Raw genomic sequence first — 25,608 nt, forward strand, 5'->3', positions numbered from 1 at the left:
CGGGGGGAACGTGCAACCTTGAAACGGGAGGAGTAACCAAAATGAACTTCGCAAAACTCACCAAACTCTTGCTGGCGACCGCGGTCGCCGGAGGGCTGATGGCACCGGGAATGGCCTTCGCCGCGGCCAAAGGCTCGAAGGTGATCCTGCTGACGGTCACCGAGGAATGCGAATATTGCGCGCTCCACCAGCGCGCCTTCAAGGAGGTCGCGGCCGCCGCCGGCATCGACCTCGAGGTGAAGATCAACAACTACGACGCGGCCGAGCAGGCCTCGCAGGTCGACCAGGCGATCGCCCAGAAGCCGGACGCGATCGTGCTCTGGCCCGCGGATGCGAGCGCCATCGTGCCGTCGCTGCGCAAGATCAAGCAGGCCGGCATCCCGCTGGTGATCACCAACTCGCGGCCGGACGAGAAATATTCGCAGTTCTGGGACGTCTTCACCGGCCCGTCGGACATCGGCAACGGCGAGTCCGCCGGCGAAGCCATGATCAAGGGTTTCGCCGACAAGAAGCTCGGCAGCGAAGGCAAGGTCTTCATCGTCGAGGGCGTTCCCGGAACACCGCCGCAGATCCAGCGCTCGCAGGGCTTCGAGGATGTGCTGGGCAAGAAGGCGAGCGGCATTCAGGTGGCCGGCAAGCAGAACGGCAACTGGGACCAGACCAAGGCGAYGGATGCCGCTGCCGCCCTCTTCACCCAGCTCGGCTCGGGCGTGAAGGGCGTCTATGCACAGGCCGACAACATGATGTCCGGCGTGATCGTCGCCGCCAAGCGCGCCGGCATCGATCCGGCAAGCCTGGTCCTGGTCGGCTCCAACTGTTCGATCGAGGGCGTCAACCAGATCAATGACGGCACACAATACGCCACCGTCCTGCAGTCGCCGATCGACGACGGCAAATATGCCGCGCAGGCCGTCGCCGATCTTCTCGACGGCAAGAAGGTGGAGAAGCAGATCTTCCTGCCGCACGAGATCATCACCAAGGCCAACGTCGCCGACTGCAACGCCGCGCTTGGCCGCTGATTTTTCGAGGCACGGCGGCCCGCCGCCGTGCCTCATCCTTCCCGACGTCAGAAAAGAGGAATATCCCATGGCCACGGAGCCAGTCTTTAGCAACGCCTTGCCGGACCTCGTCGTGGTCTCCGGAACGGCTTCTGGTCTTGGAACCAACATTGCCCGGCTGCTGACCGAAAGCGGCGTGCGCACGATCGGCGTCGATCTGGCACCTGCGCCCGACAGCCTTGCAAGCGAACTCTATTCGCATGTCCGGGGCGACGTCACCGAAGAAGCGACCTGGGCCGGCGTCGCCGACATGATCACCGGGGAGAATCCCGGAACGCTTGGGCTCGTGACATCGGCCGCCATGCTCAATGTCGGCACCATCCTCGACTTCGACAAAGCGGCGATGGAAAAGACCATGTCGGTCAATTTCATCGGCACGGCTCTCGCCTTCCGCGCCATGCTGCCGCTGATGACCGCGCGCGGCGGCGGTCCGATCGTGGCGGTCGCCAGCATCGACGCGACCTTCGCCGAGCAGCAGCTCGCCGTCTATGCCGCCTCGAAGGGCGCCGTGCGCCAGTTGACCCGCACCGTCGCGATGGACCATGCGCGCCAGGGCATCCGCGCCAACGTGCTGAGCCCCGGGCCGATGCTCGCCGGCCTGTTCGAGCGGCACATGAAATCCGCCAACGATCCGGACCGGTTCCTCGCTGCGCGCGCCAATCGCCAGCCGGCCGGCCGCATCCTCGATCCGGCCGAGGTCGCCCGCGCCGGCCTCTTCCTGCTTTCCGATGCCTCCACAGCGCTCAACGGCGCCGAGATCATCGCCGACGGCGGCCTGACGACCAGCTTCGATTTCCGCACCGGGTCGGAAGGCGCTTCGGTCTGAGGAGAAGACGATGAGCAACCCCATTGAACTCGTCGCCGCCTATTGGACCATCTCGGGCGATGTCTATCCGTTCGCGCCGAACGAGATCAGCCCCTTCCCGTTCGCGGAGCGTGTCGAGGCCGCGGCCAAGGCCGGATACAAGGGCGTCGGCCTGATCCATGCCGATCTGCAGGTGACGCGCGAGAAGATCGGCCTGAAGGAGATGCGCCGCATCCTAGACGCCAACGGCATGCCGCATGTCGAGCTGGAGTTCATCACCCACTGGTTCGCCTCCGGCGCCCTGCGCGCCGCATCGGACAAGGTCCGGCGCGAGCTCTTCGAAGCGGCGGAGGYGCTTGGCGCCCGCGACGTCAAGATCGCGCCGGAATTCGATGCCGAAACCATCGACCTGGYGCAGGTCACGGACAGCTTCGCCGCGATCTGCGACGACGCCGCCCGTTACGGCACCAAGATCGCGCTGGAAGTGATGCCGTTCTCCAACGTGCGCACGCTGGAAACCGCGCGCGCCATCGTCGAAGGCGCGGCGAAGTCCAATGGCGGCCTGCTGCTCGACATCTGGCATGTCGGTCGCGGCGGCATTCCCTACGAAGCCGTCGCCGCCGTGCCGAAGCAATATGTCGTCTCGGTCGAGCTCGACGACGCGGATGAAAAGATCGTCGGCACGCTCTGGGAAGACACGATCTACGAACGCCGGCTCTGTGGCGAGGGCGTGCTCGATCCCCCCGCCTTCATCGACGCGATCCGCAAGACCGGCTTCGACGGCTTCTACTCGGTCGAAGTGATCTCAAAGAGGCATCGCGTGCTGCCGCTCGAAGAGGCGGCGCGACGCTCGTTCGAAACCACCATGGCGCAATTCGCCGCAAGATAGGGAGGATCAAATGGAAACCAATCTCAAGAACAAGGCGGTGCTGATCACCGGGGCGGCGAAGGGCATCGGCCGCGAAACGGCGATCGCGTTTGGCCGCGAAGGGAGCCGGGTGGCGCTTTTCGACATCGACGAAGCGGCCCTCGCCGAGGCATCGGCCGCGGTCACGGCGGYGGGCGGCACGGCAGCGACGTTCAAGGCCGACCTGTCGTCGGCAACTGACATCGAGGAGAAGGTCACGGCCGCCATCGCCCATTTCGGCTCGGTCGATGTCCTTGTGAACAATGTCGGCGCCGGCGCGGTGCGAACATTCGACCAGCTGACCGATGCCGAGTGGGACAAGACCTTCTCGCTCAATTTCATGAGCTATGTCCRCACGACGCGCGTCGTTCTGCCGGTCATGCGCAAGCAGGGGCATGGCGCGATCGTCAACAACGGCTCGGACCTCGCGCGCCAGCCGGAAGGCGTGCCGATCGACTACTCGGCGTCCAAGGCGGCGGTGCTCGCTTTGACCAAGGGGCTGGCGCGCACCGAAGGCGCCAACAACATCCGCATCAACGCCGTGGCTCCCGGGCCGATCTGGACGCCGTTCTGGACCCAGCCAGGCGGCTTTGCCGAAACCATGGGCAAGTTCCACAACATGGAACCACAGAGGGCCGTCGAGCACGAGATGTCGCTGCGCCAGCTGCCGCTTGGCCGCCTTGGCAAGCCGGAGGAAGTGGCCAACGTCATCGTCTTCCTCGCCTCCGATCTCGCCTCCTTCGTCACCTCCTCCGTCTGGGGCGTGGATGGCGGCTCGATACGAGCCATCGCCTGAGCAGTTCCAGGATGAGAACCGCACCTGCGGTTCTTTTTCTGGAATGACGCAAAAACAAGGAGTTGCAGCGGGCGATTCGATCAAACACTGAACTCTCTCAACGCGCGTCGCAACGAAACGGATTCAGCCGGCGCGGTCGACGAGCCGCTCGATACGGTCCTGGGCATCCTTCAGGGCCGCGCGGTCGGATTTGCGGCCCGAAAGCGCGTCGTGCACTTCCTCGCCGATGATGCGCTCCATGCCGGTGTAGAACGGCACCGGCGGGCGCTGCCAGTTGCGCAGCAGATTGCGGTTGGCGAGGCTGCCGACGAAGCGCACGAGCTGCGAGCTGCCGATCGCCTCCGGATCCGCGCTGACCGAGAAACGCGGCGCGACCGGGAAGCCGTTCTTCACATGCTCCTTCATGGCCTCGCGCGACGCCATCCAGGCCAACGCTTCTGCCGCGAGCGGCAGGCGCTTCGGGTCGATGTTGGAAGGGATGCACAACAGGAACCCGCCGATCGGCGAGGTGTTGGTGCCGCCCGGCCCTGATGGCTGCGGAACATAGGCGACCCGGCGCTTGACCGCGGAACGGACTTCGGCCTCGAACTGCGCGGCACGCATCGTCCAAACATAGCCCATCGCGCTCTGGCCGCGCAGGAAGACCGCGCAGGAATCGTCCCAATGCGCATCGAGCGCGTCAGGCTGGGCGATTTCCAGCATGCGATGCATATAGTCGAGCGCCAGCAGGCCCGCTTCGCTGTCGATCTGCGGCCGCATATGCTGCGCGTCGAGGTTCTCGGTGGAATAACCGGTCGGCGTGCGGCGGATCGACAGCACGCTCTGGCCGCAGCAGCCGAGGAAGAACATGAAGCTCGACGCCAGCGGCCTGTGCGCCGCGTTCCAGGCGATGCCGTAGCGTTCGGCGGCCGGGTTGTGGAATGCGCGCCCGGCGCTGATGACGTCGTCGAAGGTGCGCGGCAGCGCCAGCCCCTCGCTTTCGAAGAGATCCGAGCGGCAGGCCAGCACCTCTATCGTGCAGTAGATCGGCACGCCGTATTCGACGCGCTGCCAGGTCGTCGTCGACCAGATCGACGGGTGGAAATCCATCGGGTTGATGCCGGATTCGCGGATCACCTCACCGATCGGCAGGACAAGTCCCTTGCTCGCGAATTCTCCGAGCCAGGGCATGTCGATCGCGATCATGTCGTAGGCCGAGACGGCGCGCGCGCCGTTCGCCAGGCCTTCGCGATAGAGATCGTTCTGGTGCACCAGCTTGAAGCTCTTGGCGCTCGCCAAATTGTTGCGGAAGTCCGACCACATGTTGCGCATGGCGGCGAAGTAATTGTCGTCGTTCAGCAGGAACTGCAGCTCGACGCCCTTCGTGACCCTGCTGGTCAAAAGGTTGATCGGCGGGATGATCGGGCTGCCGCGCTGCGGCGCGCCGAAATAATAGTCGGCCTCATGCTCCTCATTGTTGCGGCCGCCGACGATCTCGGCGATCAGCGCCTTGGTCTCCRCCGCATAGTTGATGGCGAGGTTGGACAGCCGCGCCGTCGGGTGAAGCGTGAAGCGCTTGGCCGTTTCGGAGGCCGCCCTCCTCTCGATCAATCCGCCGTCGATCATGCCCTGGATGCGCCGGATCGCGGTGCCGTGGGGGAGATTCGAGACCAGCGCGAGCTTGCTGATCGTAACCGGATAGCCCTCGAGCTCCGAGCGCATGAGATAGTGGATGATGCGCCAGGCGGCCTCGTCCTCGACATCCGCGACGCCGAGGAAAGGCCTGCGCAGGCGATCCACGAAATCATAGACGCGCAGGAACTCGTGATCGTTCATCCGGACAATCTCCTTCCGGGCAGGAAGGATATGCCGATCGGGTGGCTCGGCGCCAGCTTTTGTCCAATTTGGGCGAAACTACCCAGGATCAAGCTGCAGCGGTCTTGGGCGCCAGGACGAAATCCCACTCGACGGACCAGAACGGAGCCTCGAAACCGAGCGCGCTCGCCTTTTCCCGGTCGGTTACTTTGGTGAAATCGGCGATCAGCGAATCCTTCACGCCGAAGACTGCATCCTCGGCAAGGTAGCGGCAATCGGGCGCGAAGATGTGGGTGATGACGGGATCGTAGCCCGGCGCGCTGACGATGTAGTGCACATGCGCCGCGCGGTTCGGATGGCGCCCGAGCGCCGCGAGCATCTTTCCGACCGGTCCGTCGTCGGGGRTCGGATAGTAGCGGGGCTTGACCGAGCGATACCAGTATTCGCCCTTCTCGTCGGTGGTGAAGACCCCGCGCAGATTCCAGTCGGGCTGCACGTCCTTCTGCTGGACATCGTAGAAGCCGTCGTCATTGGTCTGCCAGACGTCGATCAACGCTCCGGCGATCGGCTTGCCTTGCGTGTCGAGCACGCGGCCGCGCACCACCATCGGCTCGCCCTTGCCGTCGAGRCAGATGTTCGCGCCGTGCTCGTAGCGCGGCGCTTCGGGCACATAGAACGGGCCGAGAATGGTGTTTTCCGTGGCGCCGTTCGGACGCCGGTGATTGATCGCATCGACGAGCATCGAAACGCCGAGCGTGTCGGAAAGCAGGATGAACTCCTGCCRCCAGTCGGAGCACATCTTGCCGACGTCGGTGAGGAACTTGATGCCTTGCAGCCATTCCTCATGYGTCGGCTCGATCTCCTTGACGGCGGCATGCAGATGTTTCACCAGCACGCTCATCACCTCGCGCAAGCGCGGGTCGACATCCGGCCCCATGCGCGCGTTGACCACGTCGACCGAAGTCTCTTCCTCGAAATAGGGATATTTTGGTCGAGCGGCGTCTGCGGTGCCTGTCATGGCGATAATTCCTCCAGGGACGTTCGGGTTTCAGGCCTGCGGCGGCTCGCCGGCATAGGCACGCGCGATAAGGGCCCGGACCGGTTCCCGCTCCAGCGCCCGTGGGTTCCAGTAGGGATTGGCCAGCGCACGGTCCGTCGCGATGTCGATCCCGTCGGCTGGCATGCCGATCTCGGCGAGCCCGCGCCGTGCCCCGATCCGGCCGGCGAGATCGTAGAGAGCCATGGCAGGATCGTCCGTCTTCAGCACGGCCCGCAGGGTTTCCATGACGGCCGGAACGGCGGACGCATTGTAGGCCAGCGCATGCGGCAGCACGATCGTATGGGTCTCCGCATGCGGCAGATCGAAACTGCCGCCGAGCGTGTGGCAAAGCTTGTGATGCAGCGCCATGCCGACCGAGCCGAGGCAGATGCCGCAAAGCCAGGCACCGTACAGCGCCTCGGAGCGCGCCTCGCGGTCGTGCGGGCTCCCGGCGATCACCGGCAAGGCGCTCACCAACGCGCCTATGGCTTCGGTCGCCATCAGATTTATCACCGGGTTGCTTTCCCTGGCATAGAGCGCCTCGACCGCATGGGCGATGGCGTTCATGCCGCTCGTTCCCGACAAGGAAGCGGGAAGCGTCATCGTCAGATCGACGTCGTAGATCACCACTTCCGGCAGCACTTTCGGGCTCGATTGGGTGACCTTCACGCCATCCTTGGTCTCGCCGAGGATCGGCGTCATTTCCGAGCCGGCATAGGTCGTCGGCATCACGATCTGCGGCAGGTCGGTGCGCAACGCGATCGCCTTGGCGAGGCCTGTCGTGGAACCACCGCYGACCGCAACCAGCCCATCGGCCTGAAGCTCCGCCACGACCTTCAGCGCGTCCTCGGTCACGGGCACGGGCGTGTGCATCGTCGCCCCGGCATAGACCCCGGCCGCCGTGCCGCCGAGCGATCCGGCAAGACGCCGGGCGTCCGCCTCCTGYGGCGGCGTCGCCAGCACGAGCACGCGTTTCAATCCCAGCCGGTCGATCTCCTCCGGCAGCCTTGCGATCGTGCCCGATCCGAAGACGACGYGCGCCGGCTGGCCGTTATAGACGAAGCTTTTCATCGAGCCTCTCCCCGTCAGGCCCGGTTGTCGACGCGCAGCAGGAAAGAATTGATGCTGACGCTCTGCCAGACATTGGCGGCATTGAACGGGTCGCCGGCGTTGAACGCCTTCACCTCCTCGATGCTGTCGGCGGAAAAGACGAAGAGCGACCCGATCATGGTTGCGCCATCCGCCGCGACCAGCGGCCCCGAGATCACGGTCGCGACCTTGCCGCCGGCAAGATAGGCCTTGTGGGCATCATAATTGGCAAGCCGGCGCGGAAGCGCATCGGCATGGTCGAGACAGTGCACGGCAAAAAGCAAGGTAATCCTCCCGGGTAGGCGCGACGCTTCATCGATCGTCGCTAAGTCTACTCCTCCCCGAAGGAACTTAAATCGACTCCTGTCGAACAGGCTGGTCAATTAGTCCAATCTGGACAGATGCTAGCCGGTGCTGTCGCGAGGGCTTGCGACGAACAGGCGCGCGAGGGTGCCACCCCACATCGCGCGGTCCGGGAGTGCCGCCGCGAGATCGCCGCGGTCTCAGGCGATCCGCTGCTCGAACTGCGCGATCTCCGCGCTCTTGCGCAAACCGGTTGCGACGACCGACACGCGGAACTTTCCCGCCAATGCCTGGTCGAAGATGGCGCCGACGATGATGTCGGCATCGGCGTCGACCTCTTCCCTGATCCGCGTCGCGGCTTCATCGACCTCAAACAGCGTCATGTCCATGCCGCCGCAGATCGACACGAGCAGCCCCCTGGCGCCGGACATCGAGGCCTCGTCGAGGAGCGGATTGGCGATCGCCGCCTCGGCCGCGATCTTGGCACGCCCTTCCCCGGAGGCCTCGCCGGTTCCCATCATCGCCCGGCCCATGTCCCGCATCACCGACTTCACGTCGGCGAAATCGAGATTGATCAGCCCTTCCTTCACGATGAGGTCGGTGATGCAGCCGACGCCCGCGTAGAGAACGCGGTCAGCCATGGCGAAAGCGTCGGCGAAGGTGGTCCTGGCGTCAGCGACCCTGAAGAGGTTCTGGTTCGGGATGACGATCACGGTGTCKGCGCTCTCGCGCAGCCGTTCGATGCCTTCCTCGGCCGCTTGGGTCCTGCGCTTGCCTTCGAAGACGAAAGGCTTGGTGACGACGGCCACCGTCAGGATGCCGGCATCGCGTGCGGCACGCGCGATCACTGGCGCGGCGCCGGTGCCGGTGCCGCCGCCCATGCCGGCGGTGATGAAGCACATATGCGTTCCCGCCAGGTGATCCATGATCTCATCGATGGATTCCTCCGCGGCGGCACTGCCGACCTGCGGCAGGGATCCGGCGCCCAGGCCTTCGGTGACATGCGCGCCCAACTGGATCAGCCGCGACGATTTCGACATGGTGAGCGCCTGCGCGTCGGTGTTGGCGACGACGAACTCGACGCCTTGCAGCCCCTCGGCGATCATGTTGTTGACGGCGTTGCCGCCGGCACCGCCGACCCCGACGACGGTGATCTTGGGTCTCATCTCCAGGATTTCCGGCTTGGCGGTCATTTTTTCATCTTTCTACCAAAGCACCTGCTGCCCTGCCCCAAGATCATGCGGGACCGGAACAAMAAGCGCGCGAATCAGGCGACCCCACCAAGCGCAGGGAATCAGAGGAGGCGCCTCCCTGCAAGGTCCGCGGGAATCTGTCCAGGCGCAAATCCCCCGCCGAGAGCTGGAAAGCGTCCGGGCGCCCGTGTGATCCGAGCCGACGCCGTTGCGGGAAATTCTACTGCGTCACCGAAGTCGAGGTGCCCCAGGTGTCCGACAGCACATAGCCTTGCGGATAGGGATCGGTCGGATCGAGATAGTAGTTGTGTTCGCCCGTGATCCAGGCGCGGCCGGTTATCTGCGGCACGATCGCCTTGCGCCCAGCCACTTCGGTGAGCTCGAGGATCTTGCCGGTGAAGYGCGAGCCGATGATCGATTCATGGATCAGCACCTCGCCTTCCTTCATCTGGCCCCGCGCCTGCAGCACGGCCATGCGGGCCGAGGTGCCGGTACCCGTCGGGCTGCGGTCCGAGCGTCCGGGCGAGACGATGCAGGTGTTGCGCGTGACCTTGCCCGTCCCCTGGAACGGCATGGCGAACTGCACGATCGACACACCGCGCACATTGTCGAACTGCGGGTGCACGACATCGAGCTGCTCGCGTGCCGCGCGGCGGACCTTCTCGCCGGCCACCGCCAATTCGCGGGCCTCGTCGGCTGTAACCGAGAAGCCGAGCGCGGACGCATCGACAATCGCGTAGAACATGCCGCCATAGGCGATATCGACTTTCAGCGTGCCAAGCCCTTCCACCTCGATATTGGCATCGAGGCTGTGGGCGAAAGCGGGGGCATTGCGGAACGTTATCGACAGGCATTTGCCGTCCTTGCATTCGGCGCGCACCTCGATGACGCCGCCGGGCATGTCCAGCTTGAAGCGCGTCTCGGGCTCCTGCATCGGCACCATGCCGGTTTCGAGCAGYACCGTGGCGACGCAGATCGTGTTGGAGCCGGACATCGGCGGGTATTCGGTCGGCTCCATGATGATGGCGCCCGCTACGCAATCCTCGCGCGTCGAAGGCACCAGGAGATTGACATGCCGGGCAACGCTGCCGCGCGGCTCACAGATCAGCATGCGCCTGATATGGTCGTGATCGCGTTCCATCGTGATCATCTTTTCCATCATCGTGCGGCCCGCTGGCGGCAGCACGCCGCCCACGATAACATCGCCGATCTCGCCCTCGGCATGGCAGCCGACGACGCGGATGCTGATCTTGGTGCGCATTGCTTGTTCTCCCTGTCCGCCGCAGCTATCCGCCCCGGCAAGTGGCGTGCTTCGGGAACAAACTGATCAATCCGCGCGCCAGCCTCAAGGAGAATCGTGACCGCCGACGTTTTTCAGCTGCATGCCGGCGCTGATGACGAAATCACGGCAATCCCCTGCCTCGGTGCCAATGTCGAGACACCGCCGGTGACATCTCGATTGCCGGCGCTATCCCTTGAACGCGGGCAGCGTCAGGCCCTTGACGCCGACATCGAGCGCAAACAGCCCGCCCGGATGCTTCTGGCCGACGAAATGGCTGGCGGGACGCCGGARCACAGCGGAGGTGACATAGAGGATGTCGAGGTCCTTGCCGCCGAATTCGCAGCAGGTCGGCAGGTCGGTCGGCAGCACCACCGTCTKCATCAGCCTGCCCGTCGGATCGTAGCGACAGACCTTGCTGGTCACCGGGATGGTCACCCAGTAGCACCCTTCCGCATCGACGGTGGYGCCATCGGCGACGCCGCCGGTGACCGTCATGTCGATGAAGGTGCGGCGGTTCTCGATATCGCCGGTGGCGGGGTCGAAATCATAGGCCCAGACCGCGCCGRCATGGCTGTCGGAAAAATACATGGTCTTCGAATCCGGGCTCCACGCAAGACCGTTGGAGCAGCCGATGCCGTCGATCATCTTGTGCACCGAAAGATCGGGATCGAGCCGGTAGAGCGCGCCGATGAATTCGAGCTGGCCCGGCGCTTCGAACATCGAGCCCGACCAGAACCGCCCCTGCCGGTCCGGCTTGCCGTCGTTGAAGCGGGTCTTGGGCATATGCGCTTCCGGGTCGACGATCGCCTCGAACTTGCCGGTCGCCGGGTCGAAGAAATGAAAACCGTCGGCCATGGTCAGCACCAGGCCGCCCTTCTGGCGTAGCCCGAGGCAGCCGAGATATTCCGGCGTCTCGAACACCTCGTCCTTGCCGGTCGACGGGTCGTAGCGATGGATCAGCTTCTTCCAGATGTCGATCCACCAGAGCACGCCGGCCTTGGGGTCCCACAACGTGCCCTCGCCCAGTTCGGCCCCAGCATCCACGACGCAAGTGATTTCGACCATGTTCAAGCCCTTCTGCCGCGAAGTCTGCCGCCGAGCCCGGCGAAGGTCTCGCTGCCGATCGAGACCGTGATCAGGATCACCGCGCCATAGACGACGAGCAGCGCGCCGCTCGACAGGTTGAGCGCCGGCAAGAGCCCGGTGAGAATGGTCAGCACCATGGCGCCCGCGACGGTGCCGAGATAATGCCCGCTGCCGCCGAGGATCGAGGCCCCGCCGATGGCGACTGCCGCGATCGACGTGAACAGATAGGCGTCGCCCATGCCGAGATAGGCCTGGCCGGAATAGCCGGTCAAAAGCATGCCGGCGAAGGCGGCGGTGAGGCCGGAGACGATATAGGTCAGGATGGTGGTGCGCGCCGTCGGCACGCCGGAGAATTCGGCGACCGTCGCGCTGGTGCCGAGCGCATAGAGATGACGCCCGAACGCCGCCTTGGAGAGCAGCAGCGTGGCGATCAGCGTCAGCGCGAGCCAGATCAGCGCGATGACCGGGAAGCCGCCTATACGTCCAACCGAAAGGAACTGGATCAGCGCCGGCGCCGAAGGCGTCGGCGAGCCGCCGGTCAAAACCAGGATCAGGCCCTGCAGGATGACGTTGGTGGCCAAGGTCATGATGATCGGCGGCACGCCGAACTGGGCGACGCCGACGCCGTTGACCAGCCCGATGAAGGCGCCGCCCGCAAGCAGCAGCGGCATGACCCAGACAAGCGGCAGATCCTGCCCGCCGCAGAGCAGCGCCATGACGATCGCGGCCGAATTCAGCACCCAGGGCACAGACAGGTCGATGCCGCCGCCGATGATGACGAAGGTCTGGCCGAGCGCGACGATGCCGACGAAGGCCGCCAGCACCACGGTGGAGCGCATGTTGGAGACCGACAGGAAGCCCGGCGAGAACATCGCCGTGACCAGGAGCAGCACGACCATGCCGGCATAGGCGAGCACGATGAGGCGATTGCGGGCGAGGAAAGCGCTCATTGGACCCGGCTCCTCGCGGCCTTTTCGGCGACCGAGCTGGCCAGCACCGAGAGCAGCAGGATGACGCCCGACGCGACCGGCTGCCAGTARCTCGACACGTGCAGGACGAAGACCAGATTGCCGATGAGGGTGAGCACGAAAGCGCCGATCAGTGTGCCGGCGAGATGGCCTCGGCCGCCGAACAGGCTGACGCCGCCGATCACCGCGGCTGCCACCGAGGGCAGGATATAGTCCTTGCCGATGGTCGGCGAACCGGCGCCGGTCTGCGTTATCAGGAACAGCGCGGCGCCCGCCGCGAACAGGCCGGACAGGCCGTAGGTGACGGTATTGACGCGGGTGATCGAAACGCCCGACAGGAAGGCCGATTTCTCGTTGGAGCCGGAGGCCTGGATGGTGATGCCGACGCGCGTCGCGCGGAACCACCACCAGAAGAGGAGCAGCGCCAGCAGCATCCAGACAGGGCTGGTCAGGCCGAGGAGCTGCGCGGAAGCGAAGCCAACCCACCAACCCGGAACGCTGCCGCCATCGGTCGGCAGGATGATCATGGCGACGCCGTTGAGGATCGACCAGGTGGCGAGCGTCACCAGGAAGGGCTGCAGCTTGAGCAGCGAGATCAACAGGCCGTTGAGCGTGCCGATGAGGAAACCGAGCGCCAATATCGTCAGCGCCCAGAACGCCGTGGTCGACGGATCGTCGGTGAAACGCGTCGCCGCGATCACCGTGCCGAGGCTGATCATGCCGCCGATCGACAGATCGATGCCGCCGCGCACAAGAACGATCGTCTGTCCGGTTGCCGCCAGCATCAGCGTCATCGCCGCCGCCGTATCGAGATTGAGCTCGTCCAGCGTGAAGACGCCGGACTGCAGGCTGCCATAGATGGCAACGATCAAGGCCAGCATCAGGCAGGCGACGAGGAACGGCGCGCGGTCGAGCGCTCGGCCACGCCAATCGATGCCCGGCCTGGTGTCTTTCGCATGCGCCGGCATCTGCGCCCCTTCCACAGTCTGCTCCACGGACATCACCATGCCTCAGGCCGCCCTGGTCTCAAGCATGGCGGCGCGCAGGATCTCCTCCTCCGAAATATGATCGCCCTCCAGTGTCGCGGCGATACGGCCGTTGCGCATGACCAGCACGCGGTCGGCGACATGGACGAGCTCCGGCATGTCGCTCGAATGGAACAGGATCGCATAGCCCTTGGCGGCGAGATCGCGCATCAGCTGGAAGATCTCGCCCTTGGTGCCGACATCGACGCCGCGCGTCGGATCGTAGAGCAGGAGCACGCGCGCCTGCGTCAAAAGCATCTTGCCGAAGATCACCTTCTGCTGGTTGCCGCCGGACAAAGTGCCGGCAAGCTGTTCCGGCGTGCCGGCCTTGATGCGCAGGAAATCGACCATCTCCTTGACCAAGGCCGCTTCCTTCTGGCGGCTGAGCAGGCCGTTTTCGGTGAAGCGCTTGATCACCGACAGCGTCAAATTCTCGCGCACGCTCTTGGTCAACAGCAGGCCCTGGCCGCGCCGGTCTTCCGGCACCAGCGCGATGCCGTCCTTGCCGGTCAGTGCCTGGCGCGGATTGCCGATCGCCGCTGGCCTGCCCCAAAGCTCGATCGCGCCGCTCGCTTTCGTTGCGCCGAACAATGCCTGGAACAGCTCGCGCTGGCCGTGGCCCTGCAGGCCGCCGACGCCGAGCACCTCACCCTCGCGAAGAGAAAAGTCCACGCCCGACAGGCGGCTGCCGCTGGCGAGGTTCGCGACCTTGAGCGCGACGCGATCGGTCATTGTCGGCACGCGCTCGGGATAGAGCCGGTCGAGATGCCGGCCGATCATCTGGGTGACGATCTCGTCATCGGAAACGGCAGCGGCCTCATGCGCGGCGACGGTGCTGCCATTGCGGAATATCGTCAGACGATCGGCGATGGCGCGAACCTCGGCCATGCGGTGCGAGATGAAGATGACCAGCCTGCCCTCGGCGGCCAGTTGCCGGGTGAGCTTCAACAGCCATTCGGCTTCCCGCGCCGGCAGCGCCGACGTCGCCTCGTCGAGGATCAGGATGCGCGGGTCCTTGGCTAGGCCCTTGGCGATCTCGACGATCTGCCGTTCGGCCAGTGTCAGCCGCCGCAGCTCCTGTTCGGGACGTAGCGCCGGGAAATCGTATTTCTCGAGCAGCGCCAGAGTCTTGCGGCGCATCTCCGCGCGGTTGACGGTGCCAAGCCATGTCCGGGGTTCGTGGCGGAACCAGATGTTCTGCTCGACGCTGAGATCGGGGATGAGTGACAATTCCTGGAACACGGCGGCGATGCCGCGCGCCTGCGCGGCATCCGGATTGGCCGGACGATAATCCTGCCCGTCGACCAGGATCGTGCCGCCATCATGCTGCACCGCTCCCGACAGGATCTGGATGAAGGTGCTTTTGCCCGCGCCGTTCTCGCCGAGCAACGCATGCACCTCGCCGGCGCGGGCGCCGAATGCGGCCTCGCTCAGCGCGACGATGCCGCCGTAACGTTTGGACAGACCATTGACGGTGACGAGATCCATGGGCCGATTTCTAGAGCGTTTCACCGTTTCAGGGAAACGGCGAACCGCTCTATCTCCTTGTTTTTACGCAATTCCGGACGGAAAACCGCTCACACTTTTCCTGGAATTGCTCGAAAAGGTCTCCCGGCATCGCTCGATGCCGGGAGACAGGATCGTGGGACAGGATGTTACTTGCTGCCGGCCGCTTCCGCGGCGGTGATCTCGACCCAGTCGGGCGTGATCGGCAGCGTCAGGCCGGGCGCCTGGTCGGGGAAAGCATTCTCGCCGACCGCGATCTTGATCATCTTGGTGCCCGGATAGAGCTTCGACTCGAAGGGATCGGTCGTCACGAAATCACCCTTGACCGACACCGAGCGTTCGGCCGGCTTCTTGCCGGTGTCCAGAATATCGACCGCAAGCTTGATCGCTTCCGAGGACAGATAGGCCGGGTTAGAGCCGAGGATGCACTTGGCGCCTTGCGTCTGCGCGCAGGTGACGGCCGCGACATTGTAGGAGAAGCCGACGACCGGGACCATCGGCCGGCCGGCATCCTTCAGCGCCTGGATGGCGCCCGAGCCGTAGCCTTGCGTCATGATGCCGTCGATCTTCGGGTTGGCGGCAAGCAGTGCCGCCACGCCGGACTGTTCCGGTCCGAGCGCATAATTGCCGTTGTAATAGCCGACCACCTTGATGTCGGGATATTTGGCCAACACCTTCTCATAGCCGCCCTGCAATTGCGCCGAGATCGGCGCGCCGGCGAGGCCGCGGTCGAGGATGATGTTGCCCTTGCCGCCGAGCTGCGTAGCCATCCACTCGGCCATGACGGCGGGGATGCGGTCCCAATCGGAGGCGACGGCGTAGGCGCAAGGCTCGGTCACCACCTGGTCGAAGCTGATGACGACGATGCCGGCGTCGCAGGCCTTCTTGATGGTGGGGTTGAGCGCCGAATCCGAACCGGCATCGACCAGGATCGCGTCCGGCTTCTGGCGGATGATGTTGTTCAGCGAGTTGATCTGCRCCTGTACGGTGTTCTCGACATTCTCGATCTTGAGGTCGACGCGGCCTTTGAGCGGCCCCTTGTTGACCGACACGGTGGCGACGCGCTCCATCTGCTGGCGCCAGTCGTTGCCGACGAAATTGTTGGAGAGATAGATGGTGTAGGGCTTCTTGTCCTCGGTATGCCCGGCCTGCATGCCGACCGCCATCATGGTCGCGGCAAGCACTGCGAGGCCGGTGTAACGGCTCAATAATTTCATGATTTTCTCCTCCCGTTTTTCGTTTCGAAATCGTGGCGCCGCGCTGCGGCGCCATCTCCTCATCAAATCAGCTTCCCGAGGCCTCCTTCGGCGTGATCTCCACCCAGCTTGGCGACACCGGCAGCGAAAGACCCGGCGCCAGATCGGGGAACACGGTCTTGCCGAGCTCGATCTTCACGGCCGAGGAATTCGGCGCGTATTTGGCCGCGACCATGTCCGTGGTCAGGCCCGGCGAATTGAACAGCACGGTCGTGTCGGCCGGCTTCTTGCCGGTATCGAGGATGTCGACGGCGAGCTTGATCGCCTCCGCAGACAKCGACGGCGGATTGGCGCCGAGCCAGCATTTCGCGCCCTTGGTCTCGGCGCAGGTGACGCCGGTGCCATTGAAGGCGGCGGCGACGACCGGCACCATCGGCCGGTCGGCATTCTGCAGCGCCTTGATGGCGCCGGTGCCGTAGCCTTGCGAGAAGATGCCGTCGACCTCCGGATGCGCCGCGAGCAGGCCCGCCACGCCTTCCTGTTCGGGCCCCGCGGCGTAGTTGCCGTTGAAATAGCCGACGATCTCGATGCCGGGATATTTCTTGAGCACGGCGCCGAAGTTCTTCTCGAACTGCTCGGATATCGGCGCGCCGGCGAGACCCCGATCCATGAAGACCTTGCCCTTGCCGCCGAGCATGGAGGCCATCCATTCGGCCTGGTTGTTGGCCATGATGTCGAAGTCGGAATGCAGCTTGTAGGCACATTCGGCCGACACGGTCTGGTCGAAGCTGACGACGACGATGCCGGCGTCGCAGGCCTTCTTGATCGTGGGATTGAGAGCCTCCGCCGACGACGCGTCGATCAGGATGGCGTCCGGTTTTTGCCGGATGATGTTGTTCAGCGAGTTGATCTGCGCCTGGACCGTGTTCTCGGCATTTTCGATCTTAAGGTCGACGCGGCCTTTCAGCGGTCCCTTGTTGACCGCGACATTGGCGACGCGCTCCATCTGCTGGCGCCAGTCATTGCCGACGAAATTGTTGGAAAGGTAGATGGCGTAGGTTTTCTTGGCTTCGGCATGGCCGGATGTCGCTCCAACGCAGACTGCGAATCCGGCAAGCGCCATCAGGCCGGCGCACAGGCTCCTCGATTGCATTGTCTCCTCCCTATGTTCCTCCCCGGCCGGCGATGGACTGCRCCATCTTGATCGGACACCGGGCCTTTCGGCAGGCCGCCGTGGCGACGGAATTCGCGCGCGATCTYRCTTCCYGCCRGYATCTCAGCCTAGCTATCATGCTATTATAATTTTATAGGTCTGTCTATGTGCCCGTCGACAGAAATCGCACGTCGGGGCAGCCTCAGGACAGGTCGTTGGGCGCGTCGTAGGTGATGCTGAAAATATCGGCCGGATGGCGCGCGACGGAGAACTCGATGCTGCGCTGGTCGGCCGACTGATAGAGCATCTCCACGGTCAGCACCGCGCTGCCCAGCGCGATGCCGAGATCGGCGGCAACCGCCTCGTCGGCGATTTCGGCGCGCACGGTGACATGCGCCACGTCGAGACGCAGGCCGAGATGCTTCTGCACCGAGCGGAAGATCAGCACGTCGGAGAAGTCCTCGCGCTTCAGCCTGGCGCCGACATCTGGGGGAAAGTAGGTGGTGATCTGCGCCTTCCTCTGCTCGCCGATCGACAGCACGCTGCGCAGGCAATAGCCCGCCTCCTCCTTGCCCATGCCGAAATGGCGCTGGAGCACAGGAGAAACTTCCTTGCGATAGGATTTCACCGTCAGCTGCGCGTCCTTGGTGAAGGCCGCCATGTCGGCGAAGTTCTTGAACTTCCAGCTCAGGTTGACCGACGGGCTGCGCGCCGCGACCACCGCCGGTTTCGCCGAGCGCTTCTTGATCAGGCCGTCGGCCTCGAGATCGCGCAGCGCCTGGCGCACGGTGATCAGGCTGACCCCGAAATGCTCGGCGATCGCCGCCTCCTTCGGCAATTCGCCGCCGACGGGAAAAGTGCCGTCGCCGATCGGCACACGCAAGATGTCGGCAAGCTGGCGATAGAGCGGCCCGTTGGAGCGCCCAAGCGTGCGCCTGGGAAGACTGTCGATGGTGGGAACGGCGTTGTCCATGAGCCTCGTCGCGTCTGTGTCGAAGCTTTTATAATAGCTTCCGTCGCCCGAGGCTAGGCAACGCCGGCGACGATCCGCAGTCCTAGACGAAGAGCCGGAGCGGATGCTCGACCGCCGATTTCAGGGCGGCGAGYCATGCGGTCGAGGTCGCCTCGTCGAAGGCTGCCGTGTCTGCCGTGAGCAGGCACTCGGCATGGTCGCCCGCGCTGTCGACCGAGACTGTCAGGCGCATGGCCCGGCCAGGCAACAGCGGCATCATCATCGGTCGGATATCGCTCGGCGGCAGCAGCCGCACGGACAGGATGGCGGGTTTTTGCGAATCGTCGCGTGTGTCCGTCTGGGCCGCAAGCCGCGTCGCGCGCAACGATGTCAGCGGCATTCCCGAGGTGGCCGCGAAGACGACTTGCCTCTTGCCCAGTTCGAGCGCCACCCTCACCTCGCCGGCCTGCGCCCCGTCCGAAATCTCGATGAATGCGCTACCCACCGCGCGCAGCAGGATATCGTCGATGTCGAACACTTTCCCCGAGCTCTCGAGCGCGGCCAACAATTCATGCAACGCGCCCAGCGCGATCGATGTCGCGAAGGCGGCGATGCTGGAAGCGGCAACCGTTGGCGCCGGAGCCGCATCCGCAAGCGCCGCAGGCGCTTCGAGCGGGACGAACTCGAGCACATCGGCGGCCAGGATGCGGCCGCCCGGACCGCTGCCGCGGAGGGCTTCGAGCGGAAGGTTGCGCTCGCGGGCAAGCCGGCGCGCATAGGGCGAGACAGCCAGCCGCGATGCGACGGCAACGTTCATTTCAGATACTCGGAATTGACGCAGTTGGTCAGTCGTCCCTCGGCGAGATAGGCATGCACGACTTCGATCGATTTCAGCCTGAGATCGCGCATCGCCGCCGGGCTGTAGAAGGCCGCGTGCGGCGTCACGATCAGCCGGTTGGTGATCCATGGCTCGCGGTGCCGCCACGCCGCCAGAAGCGGATGGTCGAGGTCGCCCGGTTCGTTCGGCAGGACGTCCAGCCCGGCGCCGGCAACCTTGCCGTTGCGCAGCGCCGCTTCCAACGCGTCGATATCGACGATCGGACCCCGCGCCGTGTTGACGAAGACAAGGCCCGGCTTGGCGGCGGCGAAGGCATCCGCGCCGAGCAGCTTGCGCGTTTCCTCGCTCAACGGCGCGTGCACGCTCACCACATCGGCCCGCCCCATCAGCTCGGCCAGCGAATGCACCCGCTCATAGCCGGTCGACAGGTCGACGCCGGACAGAAGATGCGGATCGTAAAACACCACCTTCATGTCGAAGGCGGCAGCACGGCGGGCCGCGGCAAGCCCGATGCGGCCGAGCCCCACGATGCCGAAGGTCGCCCCCTTGTGACGGCGCACCAGCGGCGCCTTGGAGAAATGCCAGCCCTTGACGCCATTGGCCGCTAGCTCGGCGCCATAGGCGGACGTGCCGCGCGTCAGCGCCAGCATCAGGCCGATGGCATGGTCCGCAACCTCTGTGGTGCCGTAGTCAGGCACGTTGCAGGCGGGAATCTTGCGCGCGCCCCAGCCGGCCGTATCGATGTTGTCGAAACCGACGCCGGAGCGCACCGCGATCCTGGCCTTGGGAAAGGCAGTCGGCGCAGCGGCGACATTGTGGGTCGGCGAATAGTTGATAACCGCATCGACCGTCTGGCAAACCGCCGGATCGAGCGCGGCGGCCTTATCGTTGGTCGAGCGTGCCAGGATGAACTCGATGTCAGGATAGTGCTCGCGTTCGAGCTCGGCCTCGTCGGCGGCTTGCCAATTGGCGCACAGGATCTTCATGCTTGCCCTTCGGATTCTTGGGTACAGGTGATTATTTCTTGATGCCGCCGATGCGCCCGCCCATCGGCACCACGGCGCCGACCGGCTGATCGATCGCGCTCAGCGTCCCGCTGACCGGCGCCTCGATCTCGACCACGGCCTTGTCGGTCTCGATCTCGGCGATCAGTTCGCCTTCCTTGACCGTGTCGCCGACCGCTTTCAGCCATTTGACGACCGTGCCCTCGCTGACGGTGAGATCGCCGAAAGGCATCGTCACCGGCTCGTCGTCGCTGGCGGGTACGGAAGCAGCTTGTGGAGCAGGCTGYGACTTGGCTGGAACAGCTGCTGGCTTTGCCGGCGCAGCGCTTTTCAGACCGACCGTGTACCAGTGATCCGGCACCGGCGGCTTGCCGGCAATCACAGCGCGAGCGCCCTCGGCGATGCGTGCCGTGTCGACCAGCATGGCTCGCTCCAGCACCGGCGCGAACGGATGGGACGTCGGTGCCGTATGCAGTCTTCCGGGCGGAGCGTCGAGCTCGTCGAAGGCGAGTTCGTTGATCGCCTGGGCGATCTCCCCGCCAAGGCCGCACATGGCCCACGCCTCGTCGACGATGAGCAGGCGATGGGTCTTCCTGACGCTGGCGACGATCGTGTCGATATCGAGCGGCATGATGGTGCGCGGGTCGATCACTTCGGCCTCGATGCCTTCGGCCGCCAATGCCTCCGCCGCCTCCAAAGCGCGCTGCACCATCTGCCCGGCCGCGACGATGGTGACGTCTTTCCCTGCCCGCGCGATCCGGGCGACGCCGAACGGCACATAGTGCTCGCCCGCCGGCACCTCGCCCTTGGAAGCGAACAGCGCTTTCGGTTCGAGCATGATGACGGGATCGCCGGCTCTCAGCGCCGTCTTCATCAGTCCCTTGGCGTCAGCCGGATTCGACGGCACGCAGACGATCAAGCCGGGCATATGGGCGAAGACCGGATGATAGATGCCGCTGTGATGCGGGCCGGAACTGCRCAGCGCGCCGGCGCCGACGCGCACCACCATCGGCGCGCTCATGACGCCGCTGGTCATGTAGCGCAGCTTCGCCGCCTGCAGGAAGATCTGCCCGGCGGTCTCGAAGGCGAAATCGGCGAACATCAGGTCCGAGACGGTGCGCGCGCCCGTGGCCGAAGCGCCGACGGCGGCGGCGGTGAACCCCTGCTCGGAGATCGGCGTGTCGACCATGCGATCAGGGCCGAACTCCTGCCACAGGTTCTTCGTGTGGGCGAAGCTGCCGCCGCGCTCGCCGGTGCCTTCGCCGAAATAGAGGATCGCCGGATTGGCGCGCATCTCCTCGGCGATGCCGTCGCGCACCGCTTCGAGCCAGCCTTGCGTTCGCGTCTCGCCGACGGCGCGCGGCTTCAGGGCGGCCGGCGGATTGATCGGATCGGCAAAGACATGCAGGCGCACCGTCGCCGGATCGGGCTCGGGCGAAGCGCGGGCGAAGGCGAGCGCCTCCTCCACCACTTTCTCGATCCGCGCCTCTATTGCCGCGAGCGCCTCGGCGTCGGCAACGCCATAGTCCTCGATCAGCCGCTTGCGGAACATGTCGATCGGATCGCGTTTGATCCAGGCGTCGAGTTCTTCCTGCGTCCTGTACGTGCCGATGACCGGGTCGCCCTCATGGTGGCCGACAGTGCGATAGGTCTTGGCCTCTATCAGCGTCGGGCCCTTGCCGGCCCGAGCGCGTTCGGTCGCTTCCTTCATGGCCAGCCAGACGGCGAAGACGTCGTTGCCGTCGACAGCGACGCCGGGCATGCCGTAGGACGCGGCCTTGGTGGCGATCTCGGGGTTGAGCGTGATCGACTTGAGCGGAGTGGCGGTGGCGTAGAGATTGTTCTCGCAAATGAAGACCGCCGGCGCGCGCTGCACGGCGGCAAAGTTGAGCGCCTCGTGGAAGCCGCCATGATTGGCGGCGCCGTCGCCGAAGAAAGCGACGCCGATATCGTCGCGGCCCTGCCGGYGGGCGCTCATGCCGATGCCGACGGCATGGCCGATGCCGGCGGCGACGATGCCGTTGGTGCCGAACAGGCCGACCGAGCGGTCGTAGAGATGCATGGTGCCGCCACGGCCGCCGCAAATGCCGTCGGCCTTGCCGAACAGCTCGGCCATGACGCGCCCGGGATTGGCGCCCTTGGCCAGCGCATGGCCGTGGCCGCGATGGGTCGATGTCACCCAATCGGTCGGCCGCAAATGCGCGCAGACCCCGACGCCGGTCGCTTCCTCGCCGATATAGAGATGCAGGAAGCCAGGTGTCTCGCCCTTGCGGCAGGCGATCTGGGCAACGCTTTCGAAGCGGCGCAGCAACACCATGCGTTCGAACAGGTCGAGCAGGATTTTTCGGTCGGGCAGATTTGGCGCACCCTTGAAATCCTCGCGTGCGCGCGCCGCAGAAATTGCCACCAAAGCCTCCCATGGATCTGTCTGGCGCCGGGCAAGAACGCGCCGGCGGCGAGCTTGTGGCTRCTCGCTTCGGGTTGATAATAGATTATAATAGCATAATGTCTACAGGCTCTGAGCAAAGCGTGCGAGACGCAAGCGCGTCCGCCGTTTCACCGAACCGGTGAAACGCTCCATCGCCTTGTTTTGACAAAGGTCCTGACGAAAACCGTGCTCTAGATCTTGGTGATCCGCACCGTGGCGTCGGGCCGCTGGAACAGCTCCGGCCGAAGACTGAGGCCGAGCCCCGGCCCGTCGAGTGGCGCGACATGGCCGTCGCTGACCGGCGGAATATCGGCGACGATCTCGATGTACCAGCCGGTGAAGTAGGCGCGCACGGCTTCCTGGTAGTTGACGTTCGGCAGAGTGGCGGACAGCGCGCAGCTGGCGGCATAGACGATCGGCCCGGTGCAGTCGTGCAGCGTCACCGGCAATTCGCTGGCCTCGGCCATGTTGGCGATCTTGCGCGCTTCGGAAAGGCCGCCGCACCAGGCGAGGTCGATCATGATCACGCTGGCCGCGCGCTTGTCGATCAGTTGCTTGAACATCTGCCGCGTGGCCAGCCGCTCGCTGGCCGCGATCGGGATCGATGTGTGGCGCGCCAACTCGGCCGTCGCGTCGAGCTCGTTGTAGCGGATCGGCTCCTCCAGCCAGGCGACGTCGTAGGCCTTCAGCGCCTCGGCGATGCGCAGCGCCGGCGGCAGGCTCCACAGGCCATGCAGCTCGACCATGATCTCCATGTCGCGGCCGACGGCGTCGCGGATCTTCTGGAACGGCTCCAGCGCCTTGTCGAGGTCGGTAAGCGAGATGCGGGCGCCGTTACATGCCTCGGCGGCGATGTCGAACGGCCATATCTTCATGGCGCCGATGCCTTCGGATTTCAGGCTCCTGGCGAGATCGCCGGCATTGTAGCGCCATGCCAGCAGATCCTCATACGGGCCTTCGTTCGAATCGCCCGATTTGAGCGACCAATCCTCGCCGCGCTCGAACAGCGCATTCTTCTTGCTGGCGCGCACATGCTTGTAGCCGGCGCAGGTGTTGTAGATCGGCACGGTTTTGTGCGTGCGGCCGCCCAGCAGCCGCCAGACCGGCTCGCCGAGCGCCTGGCCATAGATATCCCACAGCGCGATATTGACCGCGGAATTGCCGCGCAGCTCCGCGCCGGAATCGCGCGCGCCGACATAGACGCTGCCCAGCGTACGGTCGTGCAGCTCGATATCGCGCGGGTCCTTGCCGATGAGGTAAGGCGCGACATTGTCGTGGATGTAGGAGGCGACCGGTCCCGGCGCCCAAAAGGTTTCGCCGGTGCCGATAAGGCCGGCATCGGTATGGACGCGAAGCCAGAACAGGAATGGGAATTCCGCCAGTTGCAGCGTTTCAAGCGCGACGATCTTCAATTTTCCCTCCCGGCTCCACCGGAGCGCATAGTTCGCGAACAGTAGCACAAGCCCGTTGACACCTATCTATGGATACCGGTATCCATCGCGTCAAGATGACCTTGGGAGGAGGTTGGCTTGCCTGCTGAGATACCAGACACCACCCCGCGCAGGGCGCTTGTCACCGGCGCCGCCGGAGGGCTTGGCCGCGAGGTGGCGCTGCAACTGRCCAGGCGCGGCTGCGCCGTCGCAATTACCGACATCAATGGCCAAGGCCTGACCGAGACGGCCAGGCAGATCGCCCAAGCCGGCGCGGAAGCCGAGACCATCATCGGTGACTTCACGCTCGAGGGCGCTCCGGAAGCGGCGGTCGAGAAAGTGGTCGCGCGTTGGCGCGGCATCGACATCCTCGTCAACAATGCCGGCTATGGCGTGATCGAGCCCTTCCTCGACGCAACCTTCAAGGCCTGGACGCGCACGCTGGCCCTCAACGTCACGGCTCTCGCCATGGCCTGCAAGGCCGCCGGCCGAGTGATGCGCGAGCAGCGCTCGGGGCGCATCGTCAACATCACCTCGCCCGGCTCGCGCATGGCGCTGCCCGACTACACCGCGTACACGGCAAGCAAGGCCGGCGTCGATTCCATCACCCGCGCCGCGGCGGTCGCGCTTGCGCCMTACGGCGTGCTGGTCAACAGCCTGGCGCCGGGCATGATGGACACCGAGATGCAGCGTTCGACCGAGCTCGATCTTGCCCGCGCCAATGGCCGCAGCGATCTGCAGGCTTTCCTCGACGAACGCACGCGCCGCATTCCGCTCGGCCGCCGCGCCGAGATTTCCGAGGTGGCGGAAGCCGTCGTCTGGCTCTGCCTCGACGCGCCGCGATACATGACCGCCGAGCGGCTCAACATGTCGGGCGGGCTGGACAAGGACTAGGCATCGATGCTGCGAAACTCCCCTCCCGGCAGCGCCGATGTCGCCGCGCTGGAACGCAAGGCGACGCTGCTTCGCCGCCATATGCTGACCATGGCGCGCGGCCAGGGCCAGGGCTATATCGGCCAGGGCCTCGGCATCGCCGACACGCTGGCGGCGCTCTATTTCCACGAGCTGCGTTACGATCCGCACAATCTGGCATGGCCGGATCGCGACCGCTTCCTGTTGTCGACCGGGCACTACTCGATCGCGCTTTGGGCCGCCCTCGCCGAGGCCGGCATCATCCAGGTCGAGGAACTTGTCACCTATGGCGCCGACGACAGCCGGCTGGAGATGTCGACGCTCGACACCACGCCGGGCGTCGAGGTCATCGGCGGCTCGCTCGGACATGGCCTCGGGCAAGGCATCGGCCAGGCGCTGGGACTTCGCCTCGATCGCTCGGACGCGCGCGTCTTCGTCGAGCTTTCCGATGGCGAGATGCAGGAGGGCTCAACCTGGGAAGCGGCGATGTCGGCCAGCCATTTCGAGCTGGACGGACTCGTCGCGCTGATCGACTGCAACGGCATCCAGGCCGACGGACCCGTGGTGCTCAACATGGAGCCGGTGGCCGACAAATGGCGCGCCTTCGGCTGGGAAACGGCGGAGATCGACGGCAACGACATGAAAGCCATCGTCGATGCGCTGGCCGGCGCGCGCAAGCGCAATGGCAAGCCGAAGGCGATCGTGCTGCGCACCCTGCCCGGCAAAGGCGTGCCACGCATCGAGACCAGCGAGAAATCGCACTTCTTCCGCATCGACGTGGTGCAATGGGACGGCATCATCGCAGAATTCGACAAAAGCATGGGAACGCACCTATGAGCGGCGG

The 25,608-nt window shown here is 65.1% G+C and carries 23 protein-coding genes; 6 read left to right on the plus strand and 17 right to left on the minus strand.

Annotation, left to right across the window (positions count from 1 at the left end; translation table 11 throughout):
- Positions 1–41 precede the first annotated feature (41 nt).
- The 4 genes from LCM4576_RS02225 to LCM4576_RS02240 all read left to right on the plus strand — a co-directional run bounded on the left by LCM4576_RS02225 (position 42) and on the right by LCM4576_RS02240 (position 3,566).
- Positions 42–1,019 carry a sugar ABC transporter substrate-binding protein gene (locus tag LCM4576_RS02225; RefSeq protein ID WP_071030218.1) on the plus strand — a complete coding sequence of 326 codons (978 nt, stop codon included), beginning with the start codon at positions 42–44 and terminating at the stop codon, positions 1,017–1,019.
- 67 nt (positions 1,020–1,086) lie between these two features.
- Complete coding sequence (locus LCM4576_RS02230) at positions 1,087–1,884, plus strand: SDR family NAD(P)-dependent oxidoreductase (RefSeq protein WP_071030221.1); 798 nt, start codon at positions 1,087–1,089, stop codon at positions 1,882–1,884.
- A 10-nt stretch (positions 1,885–1,894) separates the two neighbouring features.
- Positions 1,895–2,752 (plus strand): sugar phosphate isomerase/epimerase, encoded by an 858-nt coding sequence (locus LCM4576_RS02235; RefSeq protein WP_071030223.1) that lies wholly within the window; start codon positions 1,895–1,897, stop codon positions 2,750–2,752.
- 10 nt (positions 2,753–2,762) lie between these two features.
- A complete protein-coding gene (locus tag LCM4576_RS02240; protein ID WP_071030225.1) occupies positions 2,763–3,566 on the plus strand; it encodes an SDR family NAD(P)-dependent oxidoreductase in 804 nt (267 codons plus the stop codon).
- A gap of 123 nt (positions 3,567–3,689) precedes the next feature.
- Here the strand turns inward: LCM4576_RS02240 and LCM4576_RS02245 are convergent, their stop codons facing one another.
- The 17 genes from LCM4576_RS02245 to LCM4576_RS02325 form a co-directional block, all read right to left on the minus strand.
- Positions 3,690–5,381, minus strand: a complete 1,692-nt coding sequence (locus tag LCM4576_RS02245) for an extracellular solute-binding protein (RefSeq protein ID WP_071030227.1) — start codon at positions 5,379–5,381, stop codon at positions 3,690–3,692.
- 88 nt (positions 5,382–5,469) lie between these two features.
- Positions 5,470–6,378 carry an intradiol ring-cleavage dioxygenase gene (locus LCM4576_RS02250; protein ID WP_071030229.1) on the minus strand — a complete coding sequence of 303 codons (909 nt, stop codon included), beginning with the start codon at positions 6,376–6,378 and terminating at the stop codon, positions 5,470–5,472.
- Between the two features lie 30 nt (positions 6,379–6,408).
- On the minus strand, positions 6,409–7,470 hold the full coding sequence (locus LCM4576_RS02255) for a maleylacetate reductase (protein ID WP_071030231.1): 1,062 nt from the start codon (positions 7,468–7,470) through the stop codon (positions 6,409–6,411).
- Positions 7,471–7,484: 14 nt separating this feature from the next.
- Positions 7,485–7,772 carry a YciI family protein gene (locus LCM4576_RS02260; RefSeq protein ID WP_071030233.1) on the minus strand — a complete coding sequence of 96 codons (288 nt, stop codon included), beginning with the start codon at positions 7,770–7,772 and terminating at the stop codon, positions 7,485–7,487.
- A 219-nt stretch (positions 7,773–7,991) separates the two neighbouring features.
- Complete coding sequence (ftsZ, locus tag LCM4576_RS02265) at positions 7,992–8,984, minus strand: cell division protein FtsZ (protein WP_041008074.1); 993 nt, start codon at positions 8,982–8,984, stop codon at positions 7,992–7,994.
- A gap of 220 nt (positions 8,985–9,204) precedes the next feature.
- A complete protein-coding gene (locus LCM4576_RS02270) occupies positions 9,205–10,245 on the minus strand; it encodes a proline racemase family protein (RefSeq protein ID WP_071030235.1) in 1,041 nt (346 codons plus the stop codon).
- 207 nt (positions 10,246–10,452) lie between these two features.
- Positions 10,453–11,331, minus strand: coding sequence for an SMP-30/gluconolactonase/LRE family protein (locus LCM4576_RS02275; protein WP_071030238.1), 879 nt, complete (start codon positions 11,329–11,331; stop codon positions 10,453–10,455).
- 2 nt (positions 11,332–11,333) lie between these two features.
- Complete coding sequence (locus LCM4576_RS02280) at positions 11,334–12,302, minus strand: ABC transporter permease (RefSeq protein WP_040983930.1); 969 nt, start codon at positions 12,300–12,302, stop codon at positions 11,334–11,336.
- Positions 12,299–13,327: an ABC transporter permease gene (locus tag LCM4576_RS02285; RefSeq protein WP_071030241.1), complete on the minus strand. Its 1,029-nt coding sequence runs from the start codon at positions 13,325–13,327 to the stop codon at positions 12,299–12,301. Before LCM4576_RS02285 ends, LCM4576_RS02280 begins: the two co-directional genes overlap by 4 nt.
- 3 nt (positions 13,328–13,330) lie before the next feature.
- Positions 13,331–14,833: a sugar ABC transporter ATP-binding protein gene (locus LCM4576_RS02290; RefSeq protein ID WP_071030243.1), complete on the minus strand. Its 1,503-nt coding sequence runs from the start codon at positions 14,831–14,833 to the stop codon at positions 13,331–13,333.
- Between the two features lie 167 nt (positions 14,834–15,000).
- Positions 15,001–16,068, minus strand: a complete 1,068-nt coding sequence (locus tag LCM4576_RS02295) for a substrate-binding domain-containing protein (protein WP_071030245.1) — start codon at positions 16,066–16,068, stop codon at positions 15,001–15,003.
- Positions 16,069–16,135: 67 nt separating this feature from the next.
- On the minus strand, positions 16,136–17,200 hold the full coding sequence (locus tag LCM4576_RS02300) for a substrate-binding domain-containing protein (protein WP_071030247.1): 1,065 nt from the start codon (positions 17,198–17,200) through the stop codon (positions 16,136–16,138).
- Between the two features lie 202 nt (positions 17,201–17,402).
- Positions 17,403–18,173: a GntR family transcriptional regulator gene (locus LCM4576_RS02305; protein ID WP_071030249.1), complete on the minus strand. Its 771-nt coding sequence runs from the start codon at positions 18,171–18,173 to the stop codon at positions 17,403–17,405.
- A gap of 82 nt (positions 18,174–18,255) precedes the next feature.
- Entirely contained in the window at positions 18,256–18,969 is a 714-nt protein-coding gene (locus LCM4576_RS02310; protein ID WP_071030251.1) for an E3 binding domain-containing protein, read from the minus strand.
- Complete coding sequence (locus tag LCM4576_RS02315) at positions 18,966–19,976, minus strand: C-terminal binding protein (protein WP_071030253.1); 1,011 nt, start codon at positions 19,974–19,976, stop codon at positions 18,966–18,968. Before LCM4576_RS02315 ends, LCM4576_RS02310 begins: the two co-directional genes overlap by 4 nt.
- Positions 19,977–20,007: 31 nt before the next feature.
- Positions 20,008–22,401 (minus strand): thiamine pyrophosphate-dependent enzyme, encoded by a 2,394-nt coding sequence (locus LCM4576_RS02320; protein WP_071030555.1) that lies wholly within the window; start codon positions 22,399–22,401, stop codon positions 20,008–20,010.
- Positions 22,402–22,613: 212 nt separating this feature from the next.
- Positions 22,614–23,834, minus strand: coding sequence for a mandelate racemase/muconate lactonizing enzyme family protein (locus tag LCM4576_RS02325; protein WP_071030255.1), 1,221 nt, complete (start codon positions 23,832–23,834; stop codon positions 22,614–22,616).
- A gap of 117 nt (positions 23,835–23,951) precedes the next feature.
- Here LCM4576_RS02325 and LCM4576_RS02330 point away from each other — a divergent pair, with 117 nt between their 5' ends.
- Together LCM4576_RS02330 and LCM4576_RS02335 are read left to right on the plus strand one after the other, a co-directional pair.
- Positions 23,952–24,746: an SDR family NAD(P)-dependent oxidoreductase gene (locus LCM4576_RS02330; RefSeq protein ID WP_071030257.1), complete on the plus strand. Its 795-nt coding sequence runs from the start codon at positions 23,952–23,954 to the stop codon at positions 24,744–24,746.
- 6 nt (positions 24,747–24,752) lie between these two features.
- The gene (locus LCM4576_RS02335; RefSeq protein ID WP_071030259.1) at positions 24,753–25,601 is read left to right on the plus strand and encodes a transketolase; all 849 of its coding nucleotides are present in this window, start codon (positions 24,753–24,755) and stop codon (positions 25,599–25,601) included.
- Positions 25,602–25,608: the final 7 nt, after the last annotated feature.

Origin of the sequence: Mesorhizobium sp. LCM 4576, assembly GCF_001854815.1 — a bacterium.
Lineage (GTDB): Bacteria > Pseudomonadota > Alphaproteobacteria > Rhizobiales > Rhizobiaceae > Mesorhizobium > Mesorhizobium plurifarium.